At 39.5% G+C, this 9,953-nt stretch carries 6 protein-coding genes; all 6 read right to left on the bottom strand.

The annotated features are described in order from the left end of the window. Window positions 1–618: 618 nt before the first annotated feature. Window positions 619–3,756 (bottom strand): AAA family ATPase, encoded by a 3,138-nt coding sequence (locus AC3A54_RS18280; protein WP_487655589.1) that lies wholly within the window; start codon window positions 3,754–3,756, stop codon window positions 619–621. Next, on the bottom strand, window positions 3,753–4,898 hold the full coding sequence (locus AC3A54_RS18275) for an exonuclease SbcCD subunit D (RefSeq protein WP_487655588.1): 1,146 nt from the start codon (window positions 4,896–4,898) through the stop codon (window positions 3,753–3,755). Before AC3A54_RS18275 ends, AC3A54_RS18280 begins: the two co-directional genes overlap by 4 nt. Before the next feature lie 179 nt (window positions 4,899–5,077). After that, entirely contained in the window at window positions 5,078–5,278 is a 201-nt protein-coding gene (locus tag AC3A54_RS18270; RefSeq protein ID WP_007083969.1) for a cold-shock protein, read from the bottom strand. Between the two features lie 354 nt (window positions 5,279–5,632). Next, window positions 5,633–7,444, bottom strand: coding sequence for a TIGR04190 family B12-binding domain/radical SAM domain protein (locus tag AC3A54_RS18265; RefSeq protein WP_487655587.1), 1,812 nt, complete (start codon window positions 7,442–7,444; stop codon window positions 5,633–5,635). Window positions 7,445–7,567: 123 nt separating this feature from the next. Then, complete coding sequence (locus AC3A54_RS18260) at window positions 7,568–7,924, bottom strand: ArsR/SmtB family transcription factor (RefSeq protein ID WP_308079913.1); 357 nt, start codon at window positions 7,922–7,924, stop codon at window positions 7,568–7,570. A gap of 21 nt (window positions 7,925–7,945) precedes the next feature. After that, window positions 7,946–9,694: a SulP family inorganic anion transporter gene (locus AC3A54_RS18255; RefSeq protein ID WP_487655586.1), complete on the bottom strand. Its 1,749-nt coding sequence runs from the start codon at window positions 9,692–9,694 to the stop codon at window positions 7,946–7,948. Window positions 9,695–9,953 lie beyond the last annotated feature (259 nt).

The following is a 9,953-nucleotide window of genomic DNA, read 5'->3' as shown; positions in this document are numbered from 1 at the left end:
TGTAGTTCACTATACTCATTCTTTTTTTACAAGCGAAAACATTGTTGACACTTTTACACAATTAAATGGACTTGACTCCTATTCAGCTTCAACGGTCTCATAGAACCCTCCTACGCGACCTTTCTTTCATCTATTCACGCTTCAACGGTCTCATAGAACCCTCCTACGCGACCTTTCTTTCATCTATTCACGCTTCAACGGTCTCATAGATCCACGCTACGCGACCTTTCTTTCATCTATTCAGCTTCAACGGTCTCATAGAACCACCCTACGCGACCTTTCTTTCTTTTTTTCACGCTCAACAGTCTCATAGAACCCTCCTACGCGACCTTTCTTTCATTTCTTCACGCTCAACGGTCTCGTAGAACCACCCTACGCGACCTTTCTTTTATCTATTCACGCTCAACGGTCTCATAGAACCCTCCTACGCGACCTTTCTTTCTTTTCATCACGCTCAACGGTCTCATAGAACCCTCCTACGCGACCTTCCAATCATTTTTTCACGCTCAACGGTCTCATAGAACCTCCCTACGCGACCTTCCGATCATCATCTCACAGAAATCGGTCGCGTAGCAAAGTCCCGAAAACCTTTGCTATCTCAAATCTCTCAAATGTCCCCTAATTAATAAACACAAACTCCGTCCTACTACCAGTCTGGCCAGCAATAACCTCCAGCCTAACATCAATTCGTTCCTTTAGTTCCGGTACGTGCGAAATGATCCCGACTAACCGGCCACTGCTTTGAATATCCATTAACGCTTCAATCGCTTGATCTAATGACTCTGGGTCAAGCGTACCAAAACCTTCATCAATAAACATCGTCTCTAATGACACACCGCCCGCATAATTTTGAACCACATCCGCAAGCCCTAGCGCTAACGACAAGGAAGCCTTAAAGCTTTCACCACCAGATAATGTTTTAACATGACGTTCCTGGCCAGTATACTGATCGAACACAAGCAGTTCCAAACCACTTTGTGCATTCCCTTTCGCTCGGTCCGTTTTTCTGAGCAATTCGAAACGACCTGATGTCATTTTTCTTAAGCGAACATTCGCTTCGCGCAAAATATCGTCTAAGAAAGCGGCAAGGACATAGCGCTCAAAGGTAATTCGAAAATTATTTTGCCCTTTGGCAATCTCGTACAGATGCCCAATTAGCTTATACCTTTCCTCAAGCACTTTCATCTGTTCATTCAAGCTTACTACCCTGCTGTATATTTCTTCATTATCACGCTTTTTAACAAACAAATCCGTACGTTGCTGGTTTAGCTCTTCCAGCTCGCTTGTTCGTTTTGCAAGCTCCAGCTTTAATCCCTCAACATCAGGCGTTTTCACATCTGATAATAGTTCTGTCAACTCGTTCAAACGATCAGTAACCGAACGTAACTCTTCTCGATAAGCACGGATTTGCCCCTCAAGTCTGCGAATTTCATCCTCCGATTGTTTCGAAGAATGATACACACCATAGTTTTCAAACCCTTGCTCAGATAACTTATCTTTAAAGATCTCCCGTTCTGTAAGAAGCTCCTGTTGCTTGCTAGAGAAATGACTCTCGGCATCCTGCAACCTAGCTGATTCATTTGAGCGCTTTTCTTTCACACCTTGTAAGCGTTGTTGAGCTTCCTCTAGCTGTTTCAATAGGATCTCATAGCGGTTACGTGAAGCAGAGAGCGTTTTTTCGTATTCAACTTCTGAACGAAGATTCTCTGGTATGAGCTTCATCATTCTTGTCAAATTCGTTTTCTTTTCTGTAAATTCAACAGTTACTTCGTTCACCCTTGCCACTAACTGTTGAATAGCAAGCTGCAACTCGCTTTTTTCAGCCTCATGCTTTTCAATGACACCCTTTATATGGTCCAGCTGTTGTATCTGTTCTGCAAGTTTGCTTTGAGTCTGGACAAGCTGATTTTTCGCAGTGGACGTCTCCATTTTCACATGTAATAAATCCTCTTCTGAAAAATCAGCACGGTAGGAACGTATTTCTTGAAGCATTTCCTGAACTGCATCCTTCTGTGTTTTTTCAGCGGATTGACTTTGGTAAAAATTTGCTTCATCCAATGATTTTTCTCTTTCCCATTTAGCCGCCTGTTCCTTTGCAGCTTTCAAATCTTCCTCGGTTGGAATAGTGACTTCGTGCTGTAGAGCAGGAGTCGGGTGATGCTCAGAGCCACAAACAGGACATGCCTCACCCGTTTGAAGCTTTGCAGCTAAAATCGCTGCCTGCCCATGCATCCATTTCGTTTCTAGTTCATCAACAAGAGCTCTGGCGTCTGTAAATTTGGCAACCGTATTTTCATAACGACCAGTACTGGTCCTTAAAGCCTGTTCAGCCTTTTTGTAGCGTCCAAGTAAGGTATCATATTTATCAAATCGATCAAGCTCAGCCTTGAGCTTATCCATTGTGCTTTCATTTTCTAAGTAGCTAAGCTTTCCTTTTTCTATCTCTTCCCTGTCTTTATTAAGGGAAGTTATATGCTCATGCAAATGGTCAATTGCTTGCTCGGATTGTCTCAATTTTTCTTGAGCTGCTTTTAACTCAGCATCCTTTTGTGATGTCTCTTTAAGCAAGGCTGCAAATGAATAGACATCTTCTTTCATATTAACTAATTGATTGACTTCATTGAGGGCTGTTTGGCGTTCACCCTCTCGCTCAAGTTCCATTTTGAGCCTCTGCTCATACTGCTGCATTAATTGATCAAGCTTTTCCATTTCCGATTTTATAGAATCAACATTAATTTGGTGTTGATCTACTTCCTTCTTTAGCCGGTGACAAAGCTCCTCTTGTTTTGCTAAAAGAGCGGCTTTTTGTGCTCGTTGGACCTGCACTTCTTTTTCCGCGAATAACGCTTCTTGTGCGACAAGTCGTTCTTTTTGATTTTTTAAATCCACTTTAGTCTGCAACTGTTTTAAAATCGCTTCCGCTTCAAAAAGCTGTTCCTTCAGTTTATCCTGTTCCAGACCCTTAACTTTAAACTGAATATTCAGTTCCTCAAGCCTTTCACCGATACCAGAAATCTCTTCCTTTAAGAGGGGCAGTATAATCGTATCATTTACACTATTTGCCTCTATATATTCCCGCAGCTCCTCATTTGTCACTGCTTGGATGCGCCGAATTGCCTCGTTTCGTGCCTGCACTTGGTCCTCTACTGCTTTTTTAAGATCCGTTGCTTCTATTTTCAGCTTCTCTTCGACCATTTTATATAACTGGGTATGGAATAAGCGCTGAAGAATCACTTCTTTATCTTTACTGTCCGAGGTCAATAGTTTTCGGAATTCACCCTGTGGGATCATCAGAATTTGCCTGAATTGATTTGCATCAATCAGCATAATTTCTTTGATTTTCTCTTCCACATCATTGATTTTTGATGCCAGCAGCTTTTTCTCGCCATTTTCATCCCACCGATATAGTTCGGCTTTTGCACCTAGCTGTGTAAATCCTTCTCCCTTGTCCTTTTTCTTTAACTGTTGTGGGGACCTTGTTATCGAATAAACTTTATTCCGAAGAGAAAAATCGAGAGAAACCTCCGTTAAATGTTCATCGCTGGCAAATTGACTACGAAGTTCTGGACCATTCCGATCCTCACCACTGGCTTTTCCATAGATTGCATAACTAATCGCATCAAAAATGGTCGTTTTTCCGGCACCTGTTTTTCCAGAGATCACAAACATCGTTCGATTACCTAAATGGGAAAAGTCGATTTCTTCCCTGCCCGCGTAAGGACCAAATGCCTGCATGGTTAGTTTTAATGGTTTCATTTGATTCCCTCCTCACGCAGTACTTTTTCGATAATCTCTGCCATTACCTCTTTTTTATCACTAGTAAAATCAGAAGTAGTAATCTCTGAGTAAAATTGTTCAAATAACTCAAGCTCAGACTTTTTCTCGCTGCGAATTGCGCTGAACGACTGCTTTTTTTTCAAATCAGTAATGTCTATTTTTCTTTCAAGATGTAGAACATTTGGGTACACTTGGCGCAATTTATTGATCGGGTCTATTAGTGCCCCTTCGTCAAGAAGAGTAACTTTCAAATAGTCATGGACCAGTTCTTTTTCATAAAAATGGGGGTCGAGTAGTTGTTCCAAATGGCCTTCTAACTCGCGCATATCGTGCCTTGGAGTAAGAGAGCGGTAACGATGGGTAAAATTCCCCTTCTCATCCATTTCGATGATTGAGATGGACTTTTTCTGTTTTGCTTCTGAAAAAGAATATTTTAATAGTGAACCTGAATATTTCACTTTACTGTGGTTGATGGCATCAGGACTGTGCAAATGACCTAGAGCTGTATAAGAGAATGGTTCGAACAATTCAGCACCCACACATCCAGAACCACCAACAGATAATACTCGCTCGGAATCAGAGGTTTGGCCCCCCAGGACAAAGGCATGTCCTACCAATACATTCGGTTCATTTGGATTTAATGATTCTTCCATTTTGCCGATTAGTGCTTTCATGGCCTCTTGATGGGAGTGGATCGTCTCGTCTTCAAGAAGCTGGCGGACAACCCCAGGCTCTGCATAAGGAACAAGATAGAAGTTCACTCCATTAATGCTTACAGGCTTGAAGCTGTTTGTTAATTTACCAGACAAATAGAATTGGCTGTGTTTATACCAAGAGCTGCCGAACGACAGACGCTCTGCACTGTCGTGGTTACCAGCAATTGCAATCACAGGCGTCTTCAACTCTACATTAATCTTAAAAAGAATCTCATCTAGTAACTCTACTGCATCCGTCGGAGGCACAGATCGGTCATATAAATCTCCTGCAATGACGACCGCATCTGGCTTCTCTTCGGCCACAATAGCCACAAATTGTTCCAAAGCCTCGCGCTGATTTTCTGTCATATAGACACCGTGAACTAATTTGCCCAAATGCCAATCCGCTGTATGGATAAATTTCATCTGAATCACCTCAATTTTCATTAACTTTACTTTTACGAATACTACCATTATAGCAAAATACCAATAACAATGAGGCTGGAAATCATTATAGAATGGGGGTAAAATAAGGATTTTTAAGCGGAAAAATGAAAAACAGCCCGGAACAATGTCCGGACTGTTAAAGTTTGTTTTAGTTAGAATTACTTCTTAGTAACGTTAGCAGCTTGTGGTCCACGAGCTCCTTCAACAACTTCGAAAGAAACTTCTTGACCTTCTTCTAAAGTTTTGAAACCTTCTGTTTGGATTGCAGAATAGTGAACGAATACGTCGTTTCCGTCTTCTGCTTCGATGAATCCAAAACCTTTTTCTGAGTTAAACCATTTTACTTTACCGTTTTTCATGTGAAAAAATCCTCCTATTGGCTAACAAAAGCCATGTGTAAAATTCACCAAATTACAACGTGATAGCTTTACTTATTTTTCTCATCCAAACATCGTTTAAAACTTTGAACAAGCTAGTAATTTATAAATCTAATCTCGTGCAACGGCTGATTAAAATTTACCATGGGATTAGCTCAACTGTCAATAAAGGAGAGGGCGACACAAACCTCCACAATTCTACATTTCTAGCGGGTTTCTCGCCAAATTTCATAGGTTAAAGGACCCTTTTAACGTGTCTATTTTCGAACAATCTGTCACTTTTTGTAGGAAAATAATAGTTTATTTTTAGCATTAAAATATTTAACCCAAATTCTATTACTTTTCAATGCTACTATTTTGAGACTCACCTGTAAAAACAATATTTCTGTCGATTTTTCCTAACCTGCACTTTACACCTTTAATGATATCCTTCACTAATAATTCCAGGCCGATGTAGGTTAAGGATGGGAAATCAGCAAATAGCTTTTTCACCTCCCACTTTAGTTCATTTTTTCCACAGATGCTGTGACGATTGATTTGGTCTACTTCTTCCTTAATTTTCTCCATTTCCTGCTTTTGTTTTGATTTGGGCAGAAGAATGATCCTATCCAAGCGCTGGAGGAATTCCAATGATTTATCTATCTTAACAGCTACTTCATCATGGACATCTTTTGTAATCAGGTTGTTTTTATATTTAAAGTCATTTAGCTTTAAAGCCGAATCATAGGTAGCTCTTACGATTTCCGCTCTTGTCATACTGTTTGTTTCATAACTCAGCATATTTTTCCACGAAGGCTGTTTCATTGCCTCCCGGAAGTCTTCGAGCTTATGACAGAATTTCTTATACCCATATTTTTCTGGATGTTCAAAAGCAGGACTTCCAGGATCAAGAAAGGGTGAGAGCGGAGCAACAAAATATGAAATACGTAGGTTACCGTCACATCTTTTGTGAATAATTTCACAAAAATCCACATTCCTCATTGCACTTTCATAATCTTGATTCGGTATCCCCGTCATAAAGAATAAATCAATTTTGGCACAATTGTGTTTTAAGGCAGCTTGCAGCATTTCAATGACCTTTTCATTTGAACATGGAAGCTTCCCATTATACTTACGGATATCCTCGTCTGCTGATTCAAGTGTCAATTCGATACTGTATTTCGGAATGGATTTATGGAGACGTTTAAAGAACTCTTCGTCCGCATAATTAAATAATTCGAACACAATTTCATTCTTCACTTTCATTTTTTCTAACCCGGCAAGGAATTCCTCAACGTACTCTTTTCCTCCCTGCCTAATATCATTTAACAGGAAAATGGGAGCACGTGTAAATCGTTGAATAAATGCTATGTCCTCAAGCATTTTTTTAGGCGATCTCATCACCAATTTTTTTCGATTACAGTTTAGCTCATAGGCATCCTTCGAGCCACCGCAAATCAAACAATTATAGGTACACCCTTTTGACGTTAAGATTGCTGTATTCGGATACTGTAGCCACCCTTTATAAGGCAATGGATCAAGTAGATTAAAATATTTAAATACGGACCGAATGATGTATCGATAGCCTGGAAAATCGAATTCATCTAAACTATCAGGAACATAGGTTATATCGTTATAGTGATAGTCCGTTCCCTTTTTCCATGTAAGATTAGGAATATCAAAAAAACTGTCCGTTTCCTTTCCCTCTAGTTTATTTAGGAGCAAGAGAATTAATTTTTCCGTTGTATCACCGCGCAAAACAAAATCAATAAACGGATATTGGATGAGTTCTTTGTGAAAATAAGTACTGGAAAGTCCGCCGAACATGACTGGGGTATCTGGGTGGTATTTTTTGATGATTTTTGCTAGTTCTACACTTCCATGAGCATGTGGAAGCCAATGGAGGTCAATGCCAAAAGCCTTTGTTTTTATTTTCCTGATTTTCTTTTCTACATCAAACTTAGGATTTAATAACATGCGATTGGCGATATTAATGATTTTTACTTTTAGTCCATACCGCTCAAGAAAATCTCCGATGCTAGTTAAGCCGATCGGGTACATTTCAAATACGGGAGAAGAAGGAACGACATCGCTAATTGGACCTGTAAATAGCATCTCCTTTCGAAAATCATATACCGTTGGGGGATGCAGCAATACCAAGTCATACATCTTTGAATCACCTTCCTAAAATGACTTTATTTGGCTACATCTTTATAGTAATCTAATTTTTGTAAAAAACAGGTATAAATTATTACAAAATAGAGATTTTTTCCATAAAAAAACCGAAGAAAATTAATTCTTCGGTGTTGCAGTGGCTTCTTCGTCTACTTCTTTAAATTTATCCAGAATCGTAATAGTATCAACGAGATGGTTATTGAAAATCTGCCTGGCAACAGCTAGCAATTCAATAATCATTGGATCCTTAAGTGTGTAAATTACCTTATTTCCTTCCTTCGTACCCGTCACAATATTTTTAGCTCGCAGGATGGTCAATTGTTGAGAAACGGCCGAACCTTCACTTCCAACGAGTGTTTGAATTTCGTTTACACTTTTATCCCCTTCTGATAAGAGCTCTAAAATACGGATTCTCAAAGGGTGTGCTAATGCCTTGAAGAATTCCGCCTTAAATTGCTGCATTTCAAGATTCAATTTGGTCACTCCTATGCTTTTTTAGATGGTAGCAGTTAGCTTCTTCCTACCGCCTTCCACCGTCTCAACAGCTGATAGCTTTTTACATTCTCTAAAGGCAAAATGCTTGCAGCCTAGACATTTATTTTTGTTTATATGCTCTAAAGCATATTGTATAGCCACTCCTGTATGATTGAAGAAGTGGTCTTCCCCGATTAATTGATATAAACCTGTCTTTTTCAACACATTTTCTGGTTGAGGATTTAAACCCGATATCATAACTATACCATTTTTCGAAAAATGGTGAACAATACTAGACAAATTTGCTTCTCCAGTTGTATCTATTAAAGGTACTTTACTCATTCGGAGAAGTAGAATTTTTGGCCGATAGTTAATTGTGCTCATAATTGTTTTTTCAAAAGTGTCAGCAGCACCGAAAAATAATGGTCCTTCCACATTAAAAATACTAATTTGCGGGCAATCGTGTGTATCTGAGACCATTCCTGTCTCTACCTTTTCATGTTTATGTTCTCTATTCGGCAATGCTTTTGCCGTAACCATCACATCGCTCATTCTCTTCGCAAATAGAAGGGCAGACATCACTAAACCCACTTCAACAGCTGTCGTTAAATTAACAAAAACCGTTAGTAAAAAGGTGACTGCTAGGACGAGTGAATCGGTCGATTTTGTTTTTAATATATGAGAGAACACCTTTCTCTCGCTCATGTTCCAAGCAACTACCATCAATATAGGCGCCATGCTTGCCAAAGGAATATAGGATGCATATGGTGCGAAAAATAGTAAAACAAGTAATACGACTATCCCATGAATAATTCCTGATAACGGAGAAATCGCTCCATTCTTTATGTTCGTGGCTGTACGGGCAATAGCCCCAGTAGCTGGAATTCCACCAAATAAGGGTGTAATCATATTGGCAATTCCCTGCCCTATTAACTCTTTGTTGCTATTATGACGATTATTGGTCATTCCATCTGCTACCACTGCCGATAGCAAAGATTCAATGCCACCCAGCATAGCGATGACAAATGCCGGCTTTACAAGCTTCATAATCATATCCATATCAATGCTTGGAATTTGTATTTGCGGCAATGTACTTGGAATTTGACCATAGGCAGTTCCAATCGTGGCCACTTCACTTGGAAAAAAAAGAGTGGCAACCAATGTGGAGACCATTAAACCAATGAGCGGACCTGGAACTTTAGGTTCAATCCTTGGTGTAAGGATCACAGTAAGCAAGCAAATAGCTGCTGTTAAAATACTAAAAAAGTTCAACGTATTTAGATGTACAGCTAGTTCGTTAATGTTCTCAATAAACTCCTCATGCTTTTTTATTCCCTCTAAACCTAGGAAACTTGCAATCTGCCCTGTGAAAATGGTAACCGCAATACCTGCCGTAAATCCAATCGTTACCGGTCTAGGTATATATTTAATCAAGGAACCCAGTCTAAAAATACCCATCAGAAGCAGGATAACACCGGCCATGAATCCTGCTATTAGCAGATTTTCATAACCGTAGGTCATCACCACTCCAAATAAAATAGGAATAAAAGCCCCAGTTGGACCACCTATTTGGTATTTGGATCCGCCAAATAAGGAGATAAGAATCCCGGCTACAATGGTCGTATAGATTCCGTACTCTGGCTTCACCCCTGAAGCAATGGCAAATGCCATTCCGAGGGGAATAGCGATTACCCCTACAATCAATCCTGACAGGAGATCCTTCGGTACATTCCTTAAGGAATAATCATGGAATCTTTTATCAATAAACATATCAACCCTTCTCATCTTATAATTTTGTATATCTGATTATTTGAATATAGAATAATTCAACATTCTTATCAAGCATTTTTTATAAAAGTAATGGAAATTTTTTTCTTTGAATGTCTCTTGTTTACTAAAAGTATTCGTGTTACAATAGCAAAGCGATGAGCTGAGTTGTGTAAGTCGAGAAACATTCCTTATGGAGCACACTATGTGGAGTGTGGTTTTTCGCCTCAATACGCAAAAAGACGTCTGTTTCGACAGACGT

Source organism: Neobacillus sp. Soil_C_43, from assembly GCF_057656715.1.
This window is presented reverse-complemented; position numbering and strand designations above follow the sequence as displayed.

Excerpts from the sequence above, each read along its gene's own strand:
- AC3A54_RS18280 (WP_487655589.1), bottom strand. The coding sequence starts at position 3,756 with ATGAAACCATTAAAACTAACCATGCAGGCATTTGGTCCTTACGCGGGC.
- AC3A54_RS18265 (WP_487655587.1), bottom strand. The coding sequence starts at position 7,444 with ATGTATGACTTGGTATTGCTGCATCCCCCAACGGTATATGATTTTCGA.
- AC3A54_RS18275 (WP_487655588.1), bottom strand. The coding sequence starts at position 4,898 with ATGAAATTTATCCATACAGCGGATTGGCATTTGGGCAAATTAGTTCAC.
- AC3A54_RS18255 (WP_487655586.1), bottom strand. The coding sequence starts at position 9,694 with ATGTTTATTGATAAAAGATTCCATGATTATTCCTTAAGGAATGTACCG.
- AC3A54_RS18270 (WP_007083969.1), bottom strand. The coding sequence starts at position 5,278 with ATGAAAAACGGTAAAGTAAAATGGTTTAACTCAGAAAAAGGTTTTGGA.